Raw genomic sequence first — 16,603 nt, 5'->3', positions numbered from 1 at the left:
ATCCCGCGTGCCGCCGGCGTTTGTGCCTGCGGCGGCGGCCGCTACTTTCGCTTGCGCCGGTTCGGGTTGACTGGTCGCGACCGCGGCTTCATCGGTGGGCTGGCCGGGCTCGACTTCGGCCCGGTCGGCGCCTGCGACACCGTGACACTGGTCGTGTCGACCGCGACAGGCTCGAGGGGCTTCCGCGGGATCGGGTGCGACCGCACGGGCTCGCCACGGCGCTCCTGGCCGGGGATCGGCCGGGACCGGCGTCCGTAGATGAGCTCGGAGGAGTCCAGCAGCCACGGCACGAGCGCGATGGTCACGCCGTGCACGAGCATCAGTTTCTGGCGCAGGCGGCGGGCCTTGTGGTTGTGCAGCAACGACTCCCACCAGTGTCCGACGATGTAGATCGGCGTGTACACGGTGACGACCTCTGAACCGTATTCTTCACGGCGATCCTTGATGTAACAGATCAGCGGCCAGCTGATGTCACGGTACGGCGATGCGACGATGTTCAGCGGAACCTGGATGTTCTGCTTGGCCCAGTCGATGATGAGGTTCTCGGTCTCCTCCTCGTCGATCGACACGTGCACGGCCTCGAGGCTCACGTGGCGCGCCGCGATGGCGTAGTCCAGGGCCTTGAGCACAGGCTTCTGCATCTTGCCGACGAGAACGATGGCGTGGTCGCCCTGCGAGCCGAACGTCGTGATCGGATCGACCTCGACCTCCTTGGCGACGTCGCGGTAGTACCGGTTCACGCCCAGCATCAGCATGAACAGGATGGGCATCATCAGGAACACCAGCCACGCACCGTGGGTGAACTTGGTGATGGTCACCACGATCAGCACCACACCGGTGAGCAGGGCGCCGAAACCGTTGATCGACAGACTCCGGATGATCGAGCCCCGGTTGGGCGGATCGGTCTTGAGCAGGGTGAGCCAGTGCTTGACCATGCCCGTCTGTCCGATCGTGAACGACACGAAGACGCCGATGATGTACAGCTGGATCAGCACCGTGAGGTTGGCCTGGTAGACCACGATGATCACGATCGCGGCCAGCGCGAGCAGCACCACACCGTTCGAGTAGATCAGGCGGTCGCCGCGGGTGCTCAGCGATTTCGGTGCGTAGGAGTCGCGGGCCAGCACGCTGCCCAGCAGCGGGAACCCGTTGAACGCTGTGTTCGCGGCCAGCAACAGCACCATCGCCGTGGCGCCCTGCAGGACGAAGAACATCAGCGAGTTGTTGCCGAAGGTGGCGGCCGCGATCTGCGCGATCAGGCTGCGCTGCGGCTCGGTGGCGCACTCGGCCCAGCCGATCAGGTCACAGGGGTTCTCCGCGTAATGCACCTTGGAGAACAGCGCCAGCGCGGTGAGGCCCACGAACAGCGTGATCGCGATGGCGCCCATGAGGGTCAGCGTGATCTGGGCGTTCTTGATCTTGGGGCGCTTGAAGGCCGGCACGCCGTTGGCGATGGCCTCCACGCCGGTCAGGGCGCTACATCCGCTGGCGAAGGACCGCAGCAAGAGCAGGATGAACGCCGTCTGCGCCAGGTTATGCGCCTGCACGTCGAAGCCGGCCGACTCGGCCACCGGTGCGTCGCCCAGGGCCACCCGGCCCAAGCCGACCACGATCATGAGCAGTACGCTGCCGATGAAGAGATAGGTGGGCAGAGCGAAGGCCTTGCTGGATTCGGCCACACCGCGCAGATTCACCGCGGCGAGCAGGATCACGAAGAGCACGGCCAGCTCCACCCGGAAGGGCGCGAGGCCCGGCAGCGCCGAGATGATGTTGTCCACACCGCTGGCGACCGAGACCACCACGGTCATCACGTAGTCCACGAGCAGGGCGGATGCGACGACGAGGCCGGCTTTTTCGCCGAGGTTCTTCGACGCGACTTCGTAGTCGCCGCCGCCGTTCGGGTAGGCCTTGATGAGCTGGCGGTACGAGGCCACGACCACCACGAGGAGGAGCACGACCACGGCGGCGACCCAGGGTGCGAAGCTCAGGAAAGCGAGTCCGCCGAGGGTGAGGATCATGAGCAGTTCCTGCGGCGCGTACGCGACACTGGAGAGCGGGTCACTGGCGAAAATCGGCAGCGCCAGGTGCTTCGGAAGCAGCTGCCCGTCCAGGTGTTCGCTGGGGAGCGGTTCGCCGATTATCCACCGTTTCGGTGATCGGGCTTCTGGTGCTGGGGGGTTCCCCTCTGGAGTCACGAGGGACGACACTACTCCGATGCACCCCACTGTCAAGTTGCCGGGGAATACCCAGCTTGCCCCGGGCGTTTTAGCAGCAACCTCCGGCGCAGGGTGGCCCGGCGTTCGTGCTGATGGGCGTGCAGATCGGCACCAGTCGGCCGGGAGGCCGGGCCCTCAGCGGGCTTGGAGCCTCCCGGCCTTCGTGCAGGTCACCGCTTGAGCGAGTCGAGGATGCTCGCGCGCACGGCATCGAGCTGCCGGCGCAACTCCGGCACGGTATCCTCCGGCACCGTTGAGCGGTAGGCCTGGGTACGCAGGTCGGCGCGCAGCTGCTGCCGGAAGTCGTTCAGCACCATGTCGGCCTCGCGGAGGGCCCGGTTGGCGTCGCCGGCCGGGCGGGCATCCGCAGTGGGCTTGGTGTGCTCGGCGCGAGCGTGCTCGGCCTTGGCCTGCCGGGCCGCGCTGGCCAGGTCGGCACGCAAGCTCTTCATGGCCTCCGTGACACCGGTGCGCACCTCGTCGGCCAAACGACGCACCGAGTCGGTCACCTCCTCCTCGATGTTGCGCAGATCGTCGGCGCGCGCGGCCAGTTCGGCTCGCCCGGCGTCGGTGATCTCGTAGACGGTCTTGCGGTCGCCGGCGGTCTTGGTCACCAGGCCTTCTTCTTCGAGCTTGGCCAGGCGCGGGTAGATCGTGCCGGCGCTGGGGCTGTAGGTGCCGCCGAAGCGGTCACTCAGCGCCTGGATCAGTTCGTAGCCGTGCCGTGGCCGCTCGGCCAACAGGCTGAGCAGGTACAGGCGCAGGCTGCCGTGGGCGAAGATCGGGGTCATGACCAGGCTCCTTCGTCGGACGCACCGGCGGTTCCGCCCGCAGCGCCGCCGGTGTCGCCGGCATCGACGTTGTGCCGACGCACGACGGAGATGTTGCCGGACACCGAGTTCGCGCGCAGGTCGAGCCAGGCGCCGTCAAGCTGCCCGGTGCTGCCGTCGTAACCCTTGCCGAGGGTGCCCCGGATCGTCTGGTCGTCCAGCTGCAGAGTGCCAGAGACGGTGTTGATTTTGTAGCGCGTGGGCACCTCGGCGTCCAGGCGCACGGTCAGGTTGCCGCTCACCAGGTTGGTCGAGATCTCGTCGGGGGTGCCCTCGATGTCGAGGAAGATCGCGCTGGTGACCCCGTCGACCGTGAACCGGCGGATGGTGCCACTCGCGGTGATGTCTCCGGAGACCGTGTGCGCGAAGATGTTGCCCGTGTGGTTGCGCACCGACATCTCACCGTTCACGCCGTTGAGGTCGAGATCGCCCGTGATGTCGTCGATGACGAGGTCACCGGAGACCGTGCTGAGCTTGGCGTCGTTGCGGAGTCCGGTGACGAGCGCATCCGCCGTGACCACACCGAACTTCAGTGCCACGTCGCGAGGAACAGTGACGCTCACCTCGGCCTTCGCGCTGCCGCGGAATGACGCGAACACGTCGATGAAGTTGTCCCAGCGCAGCTGGGGGTGATCGATCTCGAGGGCGTCGCCCACGACCGAGATCTTGAGATCTTTGCCGGTCACGCTGTGCACCTCGATGCGCGCGCCGGGCTCATCGCTGCCGATCACGTCGATCTTGCCGCCGATGAGGCTGACCTTGAGTGAGCGCACGAGCTCCACGTCGATGATCTTGGTCTGCCCCGGGGCGACCAACCACTTTTCCTGCGTCATGACTATTCTCCTTCGCGATATATCGCGTCTCGTTGAATCTCAAGATATATCGCGTGTGTGCCGACCGCAAGCACCTCTCGGCAAACCCGCAGGGTCGGTACGGGACGGCACAGGAAGCCGGGACGGGTCATCCGAGGACGGAGTCAGTACAGGAAGACGGCGAGCCAGTCCCGGTTGTGGGCGTGCACCAGAACCAGGAACACCACCAGGTCGAAGAGCAGGTGCACGCACACCACATAGGTGAGCGACTTCGTGATCGAGAACGTGTAGCCCTGCAGCAGCGCGAACGGGATCGTCAGCAGCGGTCCCCAGCTGCGGTAGCCGAGCTCCCAGAGGAAGGACACGAAGATCACCATCTGCAAGAGGTTCGCGCTCCAGAAAGAGAAGTGCCGCCTGAGCAGGGCGAAAACCAGGCAGATGAAGAACAGTTCGTCCCAGATGCCCACGAAGCCCACACCCACGAAGAGCCGGCCGAGTTCGTCGGGAGCGCTGATGCCCGGCCAGTTGAGGTAGGCGCCGGAACGGATGAAGTAGGTCGGCAGGATCAGGTAGCCCAGCAGCAGCACGCCCACGAGATACCAGCGCTCCAGGGTGGTCCAACGTTGCCCGGTGCGGATCGGGAACCACACCTCCCGGTCGCCGAGCAGTCGGCGGGACAGCAGGTATGGCACGAACACGGCAGCGGAGAGCACCAGTCCCATCAAGGCCATATTGGGGTAGCTGATGTTCGCTTCGACCGAGATCGTGCTGATGATGAGCAGCCCCACGGCAATCAGGCCCAGGTCCCGGAAGAGCGCGCGGTCAGCCAGGAACGCCACTAACAGCGCCGCCGCCAGTGCCGCGTAGCCGGGTAGGGGCAGTCGCAGCCCGAACAGAAGCACCGCCGACACCGAGACCAGTGCCGCGGCCAGCACCCGAACCATCGACCGGCCGGATGACCGCCCCGGCATCGCCGGCACGGTCACGGTCGCGTCGTCTCCCATCCACCAAGTCTGGCGGACATCCCCCTCCCGTCAAGCAGTCGCCCCGGCGGCGGGACGTCTGTCCCTCCCGGCCGCGACCATCCGGCAGTAGGTTCGGTAGATGGCGCCCCCCACCGAGCCCGGTCCCGTCGACACCGGTCGGCACAGCACGCTCACCCCTGCCGCGAACGGCCACCTCGATCCGGTCGCGCTGGCGGCCCGCCTCATCACCATCGACTCGGTCAACCCCGACCTCGCTCCCGGCGGCGCCGGCGAGACGGAGATTGCCGCCTGGTGCGCCGAGTGGCTCGCGACCAGGGGGTTCGAGGTGCACCGCCTGGAGGAACGCGTCGGGCGGCCCTCCATCGTGGGGATCAAACGCGGCACCGGCGCCGGCCGGTCGCTGATGCTCAACGCCCACCTCGACACCGTCGGCGTCGATGGCTACGAGGGTGATCCTTTTGCGGGCGAACGGCACTCCGGCCGGCTGCACGGGCGCGGTGCGTTCGACACCAAGGGCGGCCTGGCCGCCGTGCTCGTCGCCGCGCAGCGGGCCACGCTCACGCCGCTGGCCGGCGACGTGCTCGTGACCCTGGTGGCCGACGAGGAGTTCGGCAGCGCCGGCACCGAGGAGGTGCTCCGGCGTTTCAGCGCCGACTCGGCCGTCGTGGTCGAGCCCAGCGAACTCAGCCTCACCGTCTGCCACCGGGGCTTCGCCTGGTTCGACCTCACGCTGCACGGCCGCGCGGCACACGGCTCGATGCCGGAGCAGGGCGTCGACGCCATCCGGCACGCCGGTCTGGTGCTCCGCGCCCTCGACGACCTCCGCACCGGGCTCGAGCAGAAACCCCCGCATCCGCTGCTCGGCCACGGCACGGTGCGAGTGGCCGTCATCGCCGGCGGCACGGATGCGGCCACGGTCGCCCCGTCCTGCACCCTCACGATCGAGCGGCGCACGCTCCCCGGCGAGACGCCGGACGAGGTTGAGGCGGAGCTGCGCCGCCTGCTGGACCACCTGGCGCAGGGCGCCGCCGACTTCGGCTACACGCTCACCCGGCTGGTGGCCAGAGCCGCCTTCGAGGCCGATCCCGACTGGCCGATCGTGCTCGAGCTGGCCGAACAGGCCGAGCGGGTTCTCGGGCATCCGGTCGAACAGCGCGGCGAGCCCTTCTGGACCGATGCTGCGCTGGTTCTCGAGGCGGGCATCCCGTGCCTGCTCTTCGGCGTCGACGGCGGCGGAGCGCACGCAACGGCGGAGTGGGCGACCGAGCGCTCCATCCACCAGGTGGCCGACGTGTTGGAAGCAACCATCGTCTCGATCTGCGCCTGACTCGGCAGAATCCGCGCGGCACGGCCTTGACCTTGACGTAACGTCAAGAATTATCGTCGAACGTGTCGGGCAGCCCGCCCGGCACTGTGCACCACACGACCCGGACGCCGCGGCTCATCCGCCGCCCCGCTGGGGGAGGGAGCGAGGACTCGTGGACTACTCGATCCAGGACATCGCCCGCCTCGCGGGAACCACCAGCCGCACCCTGCGCCACTACGGCGCCGAGGGGCTGCTGCCGCCCAGCCGCATCGGGAGCAACGGCTACCGCTACTACGACGACCGGGCGCTCGTGCGGTTGCAGCGCATCCTGCTGCTGCGGGAGCTCGGTCTCGGCCTCCCGGCGATCCGCGAGGTCCTCGACAGCGAGGTCGATGAGAGGGCGGCCCTGCGCGCGCACCTCGGTTGGCTCGAGCAGGAGAAAGCGCGCCTGCAGCGCCAGATTCGCTCGGTGCACGGCACGATCACCGCATTGGAAGGAGAGGGACCCCTCATGGCAGACGCAATGTTCGACGGCTTCGACCACACCCACTATAAAGAGGAGGTTCAGGAGCGCTGGGGCCAGGACGCCTACGCCACGGGCGACGCCTGGTGGCGGTCAAAGACCCCCGCCGAGCGCGCCGAATGGCAGGCCGAATCCGGCACCCTGCAGGCCGACTGGGCGGATGCCGCCACCCGGCAACTCGACCCGGCCGGCGACGAGGCGCAGCTCCTGGCCCGTCGCCAGGTGGAGTGGCTCGGATCTATCCCCGGTCTTCCCCGGATCGACGGGCATCCGGCGGCGGACTACGTGCGCGGGCTGGGCGAGATGTACGTCGCCGACGACAGGTTCGCGGCGAACTACGGCGGCCCCACCGGCGCCGCCTTCGTGCGCGACGCCCTCACCGTCTACGCGGCCGAGCACCTCTAAGCTCTCGCGAAAGCGGTCGACTGGTCGGCTCAGGCGGCGGAGGCGACCACTTCGCCGCTCTCGCGAACGGGCCGCCGGGCGAACAGGGGCAGCGTCCACTGGCAGAGCGGACCCACCAAGAGCGCGAATGCCACGGTGCCCAGCCCCACGTTGCCGCCGAGTAGCCAGCCGATGGCCAGCACCGAGCCCTCGATGCCGGTGCGCACCGCCCAGATCGGCCAGCCGGTGCGGGCGTGCAGGCCCGTCATCAGGCCGTCACGCGGGCCGGGCCCCAGGCTCGCCCCGATGTAGATGCCCGAGGCGACCGCCAGCAGCACCAGTCCGGCGGCGAAGAGCAGCACGCGCACCCAGAGGGCCAGGTCCGCGGGAATGAGCCAGAGCCCCACATCCGCCGCGGGCCCCACCAGGAGCGCGTTGGCGATGGTTCCCACACCCGGCTTCTGGCGCAGCGGAATCCAGAGCAGCAGCACGCAGCCGCTGATGATGGTGGTCACCACCCCGAAGCCCAGGTGTGCGTGGGAGTCGATGCCCTGGGTCAGCACATCCCACGGCGCCACGCCAATCGCTCCGCGCACAATCAACGCGATGCCGATTCCGTACAGGAAGAGGCCAATGAGGAGCTGAATCAAGCGACGTGTCATAAGCACCAATCCAATTGCGTGAAAGGCTTGGAGACAAGTCGCCAATCTGCCTAGAGTGGCCTTATGTCGCCGAATCAGCTGACCGCTCGCGCCCTCGAAACCCTGTTGGGGGAGTGGCGCACCAACGGTACCGCCTACCGGGCACTGGCAGACCGCATCCGCCTGCTCACCCTCGACGGCCGCATCCCCACCGACAGCCGGCTGCCCGCCGAACGCGACCTCGGCACCCGGCTCGGGCTCAGCCGCACCACCGTCACCGCGGCCTACGGCCAGTTGCGCAGCGCCGGGTACCTGCACAGCGTGCAGGGCTCGGGCAGCGTGACCCGCCTTCCCGGCGCACCCGAGCCGACGGATGCGCCGTCCCAGCCTCCGGTGCTCGACCTCGGCCAGGCCGTCCTGCCGGCCTGGCCCGGCCTCGCCGGCGTCGCAGCGCTCGCCGCGGCCGACCTGCCCCGGCACCTCGGTGGATCCGGCTTCGATCCGGTGGGTCTGCCTGAGCTACGGCAGGCCATCGCCCAGCGGTACCGTGCACGAGGCCTGCCGACCGAACCCGACCAGATCATGGTCACCGTCGGGGCGCAGCACGCCATCGCCCTGCTGGCCCGGGTGCTGGTGAACCGCGGCGACCGGGTACTCATCGAGACGCCCACCTACCCGCACGCCTATGAGGCCCTCCGCGCGGCCGGCGGCCGTCTGATGCCCGTGTCGGTCACGGCCGCGCTGCCCGGCGCCGACCCGGGCTGGGACGAGGCCGCCCTACTGCAGACCCTGGAGCGCAGCAACCCGGTGCTCGGCTACCTCATGCCCGACTTCCAGAACCCCACCGGTCAGACCATGCCAGTGGCCCAGCGCGAACGGGTGCTGTCCGCCGCGGCCCGCCAGGGCACCCTGCTGATCAGCGACGAGACCATCGGCGAACTGGACATCGACAGGGTGGGCGACTTCGGCCCGTTCGCCGCCTCGGCGGATACCGCCCGGCCCGACCTCGCTGTCACGGTCGGGTCGGTCGGCAAGTCCGTCTGGGGCGGCCTGCGGGTCGGCTGGATCCGGGCCGACCCCGGCCTCATCCGCAAGCTGGCCGCTGCCCGCCTGGCCAACGACCTCGGCACCCCGGTACTCGAGCAGCTCATCGTCACCCGGCTCATCGAACAACTGCCCGACATCCTCGAGTCGCGGCGCCTGCTTCTCCGCGCCGGCCGGGACCGGCTCACCGAAGGCCTGGCCCAGCGGTTCCCGGAATGGCAGGTGCCCGCGGTCGACGGAGGCATCACCCTCTGGGTCAACCTCGGCCGCCCCGTGAGCTCGCAGTTGGCGCTCGCCGCCCGCGCCCAGGGCCTGCTGCTGCCGGCCGGCCCGCGGTTCGGCATCGACGGGGCCTTCGAGAGGTTCCTGCGCATCCCCTTCTGCTACGGCCCCGACGAGATGCCCCGCGCGCTGGACGCGCTGGCCCTGGCCTGGGAGTCGCTGCTGCGGCATCCGTTGCCCGACACCGGCTACCTCGCCGACGTCGTGTAACCGTAACGAGACCGTCATTTCTCCACAGCCCCCGACCGAGGGGGTGGCGTGCGCCCGATGAGATACTGATCGAGTGTATTTTCTCTCGGTCCTGAGCATGAAGAACCGGGCGCTCATCGCGCTCATCACCATCGTCGCGGCGATTTTCGGCAGTTTGGCCCTCACCAGCCTCAAGCAGGAGCTGATCCCCTCGCTGCAACTGCCGACGCTGCTGGTGTCCACGAGCTACCCGGGCGCCTCGCCGGAGGTCGTCAACGATGACGTCTCCACGCCCATCGAGCGGTCGATCCAGGGCATCGAGGGCCTGGAGTCCACCTCCACGACGAGCAGCACCAACTCCTCGCTGGTCAACGCCACGTTCACCTACGGCACCGACCTCGTCAAGGCCGAATCCAAGATCAGCCAGGCCATCAACCGCATCAAGACGACGCTGCCCGACGACCTCGACCCGCAGGTGATCAGCGGCACCATCGATGACTTCCCGGTGCTGTCGCTGGCCGTGTCCGGCGGCGACGCCTACACCGTCGCCGACCAGCTCACCCGCAGCGTGCTCGGTGACATCCGCGACGTCGACGGCGTGCGCGACGCCACGCTCGTCGGTGACATCGGCCAACGCGTCACCATCACGCCGGATGCCGCACAGCTGACCGCGCGCGGCCTCACCACCGCCGCCATCCGCGACGCCCTGCAGCAGAACGGCTCGCTCATCCCGGCCGGTTCGCTCACCGAGGGCGACCAGACCCTCTCCGTTCAGGCGGGGACCAAGCTCGGCTCGGCCGACGACATCGCTGCCCTCCCGCTGATCGGCGCCGCCGATCCCACCGCCCGGCCCACCGCGGCGGCGGCAGCACCGGTGACTATCGGCGACGTCGCCGCGGTCGCCGTGCAGGACAACCCCATCACCAGCATCTCCCGGGTCAACGGCGAGCCCGCCCTCACCATCTCGGTCACCAAGGTGCCGGCCGCCAACACCGTCGATGTGTCCACGGCCGTGCGTGCCATCCTGCCGCAGCTCGAAGACGCCGTTCCCGGCACCAGCATGACCGTCGTCTTCGACCAGGCCCCGTTCATTCAGGAGTCCATCGACGCGCTCACCCAGGAGGGCATCCTCGGCCTGGTCTTCGCCGTCCTGGTGATCCTGGTGTTCCTGCTGTCGGTGCGCGCCACCCTCGTCACCGCCATCTCCATCCCCACCTCGGTGCTGATCACCTTCATCGGCCTGCAGACGGTGGGCTACTCGCTCAACATCCTCACCCTCGGTGCGCTCACCATCGCGATCGGCCGGGTCGTGGACGACTCCATCGTGGTGATCGAGAACATCAAGCGGCATCTGGTCTGGGGTGCCGACCGAGCGGAGACGATCGTGCGCGCCGTCCGGGAGGTGGCCGGCGCCATCACCGCGTCCACCATCACCACGGTCACCGTGTTCCTGCCGATCTCCTTCGTGGGCGGGTCCACGGGCGAGCTCTTCCGCCCGTTTGCGCTCACTGTCACGATCGCCCTGCTCGCGTCGCTGCTCGTCGCGCTCACGATCGTCCCGGTGCTGGCGTACTGGTTCCTCCGTGCACCGAAGCCCGCCGCCGTTGCTGAGGCACCCGCTGTCGAGCCGTCCGTCACTGCCGCACCGACCCCGGCCACACCCGCCACGCTCGCCTCGGTCGCCACCGGCACCGTGACCACCGCAACGGCCGTACTGCCCCGCAACCGGCACGCCGCCCCCGATGCCGACGGCTTCGACGAGCGCGACGCGCGCGAACAGCCCAGCCGCCTACAGAAGGGCTACCTGCCGATCATCCACTGGACCCTGCGGCACTATGTGAGTACGTTGCTGCTCGCCGCTCTGGTGCTGGTCGGAACCGTCGCCCTGCTGCCGTTCATGAAGGTCAACTTCCTCGGCTCCACCGGCCAGTCCACCTTCCAGGTGACCCAGGAACTCCCGGTGGGCACCAGCCTCGCGGCGCAGGACTCCGCGTCCACGGCCGTCGAGGACGCCATCCGCGGGGTCGACGGCGTGAGCATCGTGCAGGTGTCGATCGGCGGCGGCAGCGCGTTCGCGGCCTTCGCCGGCGGCGGCTCGTCGTCGAGCACCGTCACCTACTCCGTCACCACCGAGGATTCCGCTGACTCTGACGCCGTGCAGGCCGAGGTACGCACCAACCTCGACGACCTCGACAACGCCGGCGAGGTCACGGTGTCCGCCGGTTCCGGATTCGGCGGGTCGTCCGACATCGAGATCGACATCACCGCGGCGTCCGGCGCCGACCTGCAGACCGCCTCCGACGACATCCTCGCCGCCGTCGGCGACCTCGGCTCCGTCACCCAGGTCAGCAGCAACCTGGCCGCGTCCCGCCCGTATGTGGCGGTCACCATCGACCGCTCGGCCGCGGCCACGGCGGGGCTCAGCGAACTCGCCCTCGGCACGCTGGTGTCACAGGCGATGCAGCCGAGCACGATCGGCTCGATCGTGATCGACGAGACCACCCTCTCGGTCTACCTGCAGTCCGCCACATCCCCGGCCACGACGGCCGATCTCGCGGCGCTGCAGATCCCCACGTTGGCCGGGCCCGTCGCCCTCGACACCCTCGCCACGGTCGAGCAGGTCGACGGTCCGTCCACCCTCACCACGACCAAGGGGCTGCGCACCGCCACGATCTCGGCCACACCGAACAGCGACGACCTGGGCACAGCCACGGCCGAGGTATCGACCGCGCTGACCGACACCGACCTGCCCACCGGCGCATCCGCGACAATCGGTGGCGTCTCGGCCGACCAGACGGATGCCTTCCAGCAGCTCGGGATCGCGATGCTGGTCGCCATCCTGATCGTCTACATCGTCATGGTCGCCACCTTCCGCTCGCTGCTGCAGCCCCTGCTGCTGCTCGTATCGGTGCCGTTCGCGGCCACGGGAGCGATCGCCCTGCAGGTCATCACCGGCATCCCGCTCGGCGTGGCCTCCCTTATCGGGGTGCTCATGCTCATCGGTATCGTCGTCACCAACGCCATCGTGCTCGTGGACCTGGTCAACCAGTACCGGCGACGCGGACAGAGCGTGTTCGACGCCCTGGTGCACGGTGCCTCACGGCGGCTGCGCCCGATTCTGATGACGGCTCTGGCCACGATCTTCGCGCTGTTGCCGATGGCGGTCGGGCTCACCGGTCACGGCGGCTTCATCTCGCAGCCGCTGGCGCTCGTGGTCATCGGCGGACTGGTGTCGTCGACGGTGCTCACCCTGGTGGTGCTGCCCGTGCTCTACCTGGTCGTTGAGGGCGGCCGCGAGAACCGCCGGCTGCGCCGCGCCACGCGCTGACCGGTCCCGGCACGGATCACTCCGTGCCGAGGGTGATCCCGCGGGCGGCGAAGAACGGCTGCGGGTCGATCGGCGTGCCGTCGATGCGCACCTCGATGTGCAGATGGCACCCCGTCGACGCGCCGGTGCTGCCGACCCCGGCGATCACCTGGCCGGCCGTGACGGCCTCGCCCACGCTCACCAGCGTCGCGTCATCCCGGATATGCGCATAGCCGGTGGTGACACCCTCACCGTGGTCGATCAGCACCCAGTTGCCGTAGGTGCCCAGTCGGCCGGTCTGGGCGACGATTCCGGCGCTGGCCGCGAAGACCGGCGACCCGCACTCGGCGCCCAGGTCGACGCCCGAGTGGAACGCTTCGACGCCGGGCAGCGGCAGGGTGGGGCGTGGTCCGAAGCCATCGGTGACGCCGCCTGCCGCCGGCGTCGCCCAGCCCTGCCCGCTCACGCGCGCCAACGCAATGCCGGCCAGCTCACTGGATGCCGCGCTCGAGCGGAGCGCTGCGGCCGAGGCAGATTCGGCCAGCGTGGTCTGCGCCCCACTCGTGGCGGCAGCGAGGGCAGCGGTCGCCTGGCCGAGGGTGACCTGCGCCGTCGCGAGGGCGGCCTGCTTGTCGGCCAGGGGGAAATTCTGGGTGGCGGCCTGGGCGAGCTCGGAGTCCGCCTGGAGGCGTGCCGCCCGCTGTCGGTCCTGTTCCACCCGCTGCCGCAGCTCGCCGAGACTGCCCGTCAACTCCGAGATCCGGTCCACGATGCCTAGCCGGGACAGCAGCTCGGCGGAACCGTGGTCGCCGAGCAGGGCATCCAGTGTGGTGGTGTCCGTGCCCCGCTGCACCGTCGCCCGCACCAGCGTGGCCAGGGCCCGGGAGGAGATCGCGGACTGGGTTGACGCCGCCTCGGCGAGGGCTTGCACCTCCTCGAGGCGGGTCGACGCGGATGCATGGTCGGCCACCGTTGCGGCCAGGTCGAGCCTGGCGGTGTCATAGGCGACCTCGGCGGCGGTCCTGGTGCCCTCCGCGGTCGCGACGGCCGCGGCGGCGCGCGAGTAATCCCGCGACGGCGCGCGTCCGGTGGAGTTCGACGGGGGAACACCGGATGCCCTCGACGCCCTCGGGGCTGCCGGTCCGGCCGGTGCGCCGTTCTCCGCTCCGCGGCCGGCCTCCCCGGCGGATGCCTGAGGGTCGCCGGCGCTCCCCGCGGGCGTCCCGGGTTCGGCCGGCGTGCTGTCGCCGGGGGCCGGCTCCGGGGTGACGGGGGCGCCGGGTTCGTTTCCCGTCCCGTCCGGGTCGGGAGCATCCGTGGTCGACGGGTCCGGCTGGGTTCCGGGTGGATCCGGCTCGCCCGCCGGTGGTTCGTCGCCCGGGTTGCCCGGCTCGCCGGGCGCCGATGAGGGAGCGGGGGCGGGATTCGGCGTCGGCGTCGGCGTCGGAGTCGGGCTCGGCGTTCCGCCCGGATCCGCGGGAGCAGGGGTTTCTGTCGGCGGTGGCGGGGTGGGCGTCTCGGTGGGTGCCGGCGGATCGGGCGCGGGAGTCGTGGTCGGAGTCGGCGAGGGTGTCATGGTCGGAGTCGGTGTGGGTGAGTCTGTAGGCGTAGGCGTAGGCGTAGGCGTAGGCGTAGGCGTAGGCGTGGGTGTCGGTGTCGCTGCCGACGTGGACGCCTCCGGCGTGTGATCGGCTGCCGTGGCCGAGACAGCTCCCCGCGGCGTTCCGGGCGCGAGCGCGGCGTTGGCCGAGAGCGGTGCGGCCGCACTGAGCACGAGCACGACAGAGGTCAGAACACTTCCGAGGGCGACGGCGCGTGGTCGTCGGGCACGCCTGGCAAGACGCGCGTTGAGACCTTTCGACGTCAAATCCATGCCGTTTCGCAATCCCGGAGCGGTAGAGGGGTGGCCGGTCCACCGGCAGGTGGCGCCAGTATCGCACCGCCCCAGACCCCCCGCTACGACCCCGCCGCCCGTCCTGCGGTCCGTGCCCCGGTCGCCGGTCGGTCGAGCCCGTCGGTCGAGCCCGTCGAGACCTAGGAGACTGCTGATTTAGATGGCTGCGGTGGGCCCGGCGAGTCGGGGGCCCGTTTTTTGAGTCGGGTGTGGTCGTGTTTGGGCTGCTTGCGGGATCGATTCGGTGTCGCGAGTCTGGCCAGTAGAAGGTGGTCGTCGGGGTCGGTGTGAGGGCTGGGGTGTCTGCCCTGCCTGGGGTCTTCAGCCAAGTGCCCAAACCCCGTTCTGGCTGGTGAGGCCAAGGCTCAGGAGTCGTTTCAGGTTGATCGCGGCGGCGCGGTTGTTCCACCAGGCGTGGTTCTTCACGACGCCGCGGTAAGGGACTCGTCTCGCGCCGCGAGTCATCCATGCGATCGAGCGTTCAACCATCGGCCGGTGCTGCCGGTAGACGGCTTGAAAGTCAGGGTCCAGCGCGCGTGCGCGGTGCTCGCGTTGGATCTGCTGCTGCGGATGCAAAACCATTTTGCGACCGTCGACGGCGCTCGTGCACTGGGCTCGGAGCGGGCAGCTCGCGCAAACGGCGCCAAATGTGACATTACGTTTCACGGTGATCGGTCGGGTGTTCCCCGCAGGACACGTCACCGTGCGCTTAGCTTCGTCGATGCTGAAGTCATCGATTGTGAATCCGCCCGGAACCGCCCGACTCAACGGCATCGGTTTGATGATCGGAACATGCCCGGCCGCGGTGACCTCGGCGAGGAGGTCCCCGCTGCCGTAGGCAGAATCACCGAGGACCTCGACCGTGTCCGAGCCGATGCTCGTGTCAGCGGCCACCAGGGCCGCGCCGCGGGCCGCGTCACTGTTCTTGGGCCCGGACGCTTTCGTCAACACGGCCGCGGTCACCAGACCCGTATCGGGCTCGATCGCGATGTGGGCTTTGAAACCGTCTTGCTTCTTCTCCCGGCTCTTGTGCGCGTGGCGGGCGTCCGGGTCAACGGTCGAGATCACCCGGTCCGGCGCGACCTTCCGCGCGATCCGCCACCGCCCATCCGAGCCATCGGACCCCTCAGCCGGCTCGACGTCCTGGCCCGCGACGAGGGCGAGCAACGCGACCGTCTCCTGCTGCGAGTCGGTCAATGACGTCGTGTCGATTGCCGCAAGCAACGCCAGGGCGTCGGTCACGAGGCGGGAAACGAGTTCGTCCCTGGCCGCCTTGTCGTCCCAGGCGATGTCGGGCTTGCCGGGCTTCTCGTAGTCATGGCCGGGCAGGCCGGCCACGATCATGTCGGCGCCGGGGATCTCCCGACCGACCCGGCGGATCTGCGCGACCAACTGCGTCACCGTGTCCTGGCGGGCGACCGCGTCATCCAAAATCGTGGAGTCCAACGCCCGCCGCTTCCGACCCGACAACGCCCCAGAACCGGCAATAACCTCGGCGACGGCGTCGAAAATTCGGTGCGGGCGGGTGCTTGCCGCGAGGCGGCGTCGCCAATACGTCAACACCGTCGGGTGGAACGATGTTTCCGTCAACCCGAACCCGCAGGCCGCTTTCCACCGCAGATCAAACGTGACGGCTTCCGCGGTTTCCCGGTCCGATAACGAGTGCAGGGTCTGCAGCACCATCACCGATGCGATCACGTCCGCGGGCGTCGAGGGCCGGCCACGACCCGACGGAAACAGGTCCGCGAACGCGTCATCCGGGAACAACTCGTGCCGGTGCTCAGCGAGAAAAGCGAACACCGACCCCGCCGGCAACATGTGCCCAGCGAACACACCGACATCCAACAACTGACGCTGACCATCATCACGACCCTGCATGAATCAAGTCTTAAACACCTCCGCCGAAACCAACAAAGGCGCGCCTTAAACGCCCCGATAAATCAGCAGTCTCCTAGTGACCCATCCTGCGGAACCCGCCCCGCACGTCGGTCGAGCTTGTCGAGCTGTGGGGGCGCTTCGCGCCCGGGTGGTCGGCGGAAGCGCACTTCCTTAGGAGACCTCGTGACCCGCTTCGCATCCGCAACCGCGCGCGCCCGCACCCGCGACGCTCACCGCGCCCCCTCTCGGCGCCCGCGCCCGCTATAGCGGGCGCGCCCAGCCGTACGAGGTGCAGCGAAGCCCCGAGCGGC

At 69.1% G+C, this 16,603-nt stretch carries 11 protein-coding genes; 4 read left to right on the top strand and 7 right to left on the bottom strand.

Features of this window, described 5'->3' with window-relative positions:
* Positions 1 to 41 precede the first annotated feature (41 nt).
* The 4 genes from KY500_RS14000 to KY500_RS13985 all read right to left on the bottom strand — a co-directional run bounded on the left by KY500_RS14000 (position 42) and on the right by KY500_RS13985 (position 4,862).
* Complete coding sequence (locus tag KY500_RS14000; RefSeq protein ID WP_219901057.1) at positions 42 to 2,195, bottom strand: APC family permease; 2,154 nt, start codon at positions 2,193 to 2,195, stop codon at positions 42 to 44.
* Positions 2,196 to 2,386: 191 nt separating this feature from the next.
* Positions 2,387 to 3,007 carry a PadR family transcriptional regulator gene (locus KY500_RS13995; RefSeq protein ID WP_219901056.1) on the bottom strand — a complete coding sequence of 207 codons (621 nt, stop codon included), beginning with the start codon at positions 3,005 to 3,007 and terminating at the stop codon, positions 2,387 to 2,389.
* Positions 3,004 to 3,879, bottom strand: coding sequence for a hypothetical protein (locus tag KY500_RS13990; RefSeq protein ID WP_255579357.1), 876 nt, complete (start codon positions 3,877 to 3,879; stop codon positions 3,004 to 3,006). Before KY500_RS13990 ends, KY500_RS13995 begins: the two co-directional genes overlap by 4 nt.
* A gap of 143 nt (positions 3,880 to 4,022) precedes the next feature.
* A complete protein-coding gene (locus KY500_RS13985) occupies positions 4,023 to 4,862 on the bottom strand; it encodes a CPBP family intramembrane glutamic endopeptidase (protein WP_370626817.1) in 840 nt (279 codons plus the stop codon).
* A 100-nt stretch (positions 4,863 to 4,962) separates the two neighbouring features.
* On the opposite strand from KY500_RS13985, the gene KY500_RS13980 reads away from it, so the two are divergent.
* Positions 4,963 to 6,171 (top strand): M20/M25/M40 family metallo-hydrolase, encoded by a 1,209-nt coding sequence (locus KY500_RS13980; protein ID WP_219901055.1) that lies wholly within the window; start codon positions 4,963 to 4,965, stop codon positions 6,169 to 6,171.
* Between the two features lie 151 nt (positions 6,172 to 6,322).
* Positions 6,323 to 7,078, top strand: a complete 756-nt coding sequence (locus tag KY500_RS13975; protein ID WP_219901054.1) for a MerR family transcriptional regulator — start codon at positions 6,323 to 6,325, stop codon at positions 7,076 to 7,078.
* A gap of 29 nt (positions 7,079 to 7,107) precedes the next feature.
* On the opposite strand, the gene KY500_RS13970 is transcribed toward KY500_RS13975, so the two are convergent.
* Positions 7,108 to 7,719 (bottom strand): YitT family protein, encoded by a 612-nt coding sequence (locus KY500_RS13970; RefSeq protein WP_219901053.1) that lies wholly within the window; start codon positions 7,717 to 7,719, stop codon positions 7,108 to 7,110.
* A gap of 63 nt (positions 7,720 to 7,782) precedes the next feature.
* Here KY500_RS13970 and KY500_RS13965 point away from each other — a divergent pair, with 63 nt between their 5' ends.
* The gene (locus KY500_RS13965) at positions 7,783 to 9,234 is read left to right on the top strand and encodes a PLP-dependent aminotransferase family protein (RefSeq protein ID WP_219901052.1); all 1,452 of its coding nucleotides are present in this window, start codon (positions 7,783 to 7,785) and stop codon (positions 9,232 to 9,234) included.
* A gap of 73 nt (positions 9,235 to 9,307) precedes the next feature.
* Entirely contained in the window at positions 9,308 to 12,541 is a 3,234-nt protein-coding gene (locus KY500_RS13960; RefSeq protein WP_219901051.1) for an efflux RND transporter permease subunit, read from the top strand.
* A gap of 16 nt (positions 12,542 to 12,557) precedes the next feature.
* Here the strand turns inward: KY500_RS13960 and KY500_RS13955 are convergent, their stop codons facing one another.
* Positions 12,558 to 14,096: a M23 family metallopeptidase gene (locus KY500_RS13955; RefSeq protein WP_219901050.1), complete on the bottom strand. Its 1,539-nt coding sequence runs from the start codon at positions 14,094 to 14,096 to the stop codon at positions 12,558 to 12,560.
* A gap of 639 nt (positions 14,097 to 14,735) precedes the next feature.
* Complete coding sequence (locus KY500_RS13950; protein WP_219900421.1) at positions 14,736 to 16,292, bottom strand: IS1182 family transposase; 1,557 nt, start codon at positions 16,290 to 16,292, stop codon at positions 14,736 to 14,738.
* Between the last annotated feature and the right edge of the window lie 311 nt (positions 16,293 to 16,603).

Origin of the sequence: Cryobacterium sp. PAMC25264, assembly GCF_019443325.1 — a bacterium.
In the GTDB taxonomy this organism is placed as follows: Bacteria; Actinomycetota; Actinomycetes; order Actinomycetales; family Microbacteriaceae; genus Cryobacterium.
This window is presented reverse-complemented; position numbering and strand designations above follow the sequence as displayed.